This window comes from Bradyrhizobium sp. PRIMUS42 (assembly GCF_023006515.1).
In the GTDB taxonomy this organism is placed as follows: domain Bacteria; phylum Pseudomonadota; class Alphaproteobacteria; order Rhizobiales; family Xanthobacteraceae; genus Bradyrhizobium.
In genome coordinates this window covers 1-470 of the sequence record NZ_JALBGZ010001587.1, presented here as the reverse complement: position 1 = coordinate 470, position 470 = coordinate 1, and the positions used below count along the sequence as shown (strand labels likewise).

Genomic DNA, 470 nt, shown 5'->3' with positions numbered 1-470 from the left:
CCGAGGAGGGCGCGCTCAGCCATCGCTCCCTCGCGGATGCGCCTGCCGCGATCGCAGGTGACTATCCCGAATGGCTGGATCCGCACCTTGCAAAAGTGTTCGGCGATACCCGCGCGGCGGAAGCGGCTGCGATGGCGAGCCGGGCGCCGCTCGACCTGCGCGTCAACGCGCTAAAATCCAATCGCGACAAGGCAATGCAGTCGCTTGCTCATCTTCATGCGAAACCGACGCCTTGGTCCGCAACGGGCCTGCGCATCGAGCTTTCGGCCGATGCGCGCAACCCCGGCATCCAGGCCGAGGAGGATTTCATCAAGGGCGGAATTGAAGTGCAGGATGAGGGATCGCAGCTTGCGGCCCAATTCACCGCGGCAAAACCCGGCGAGCAGGTGATCGACCTCTGCGCGGGCGCGGGCGGCAAGACGCTGGCGCTCGCCGCCTTGATGCAGGGCAAGGGCCGGCTGATCGCGACC

General features: G+C 66.4%; 1 pseudogene. It reads left to right on the top strand.

Annotated features, from left to right (window positions below):
- Positions 1–470 (top strand): annotated as a pseudogene (locus MOV75_RS41795) (MFS transporter); the annotation flags it as partial.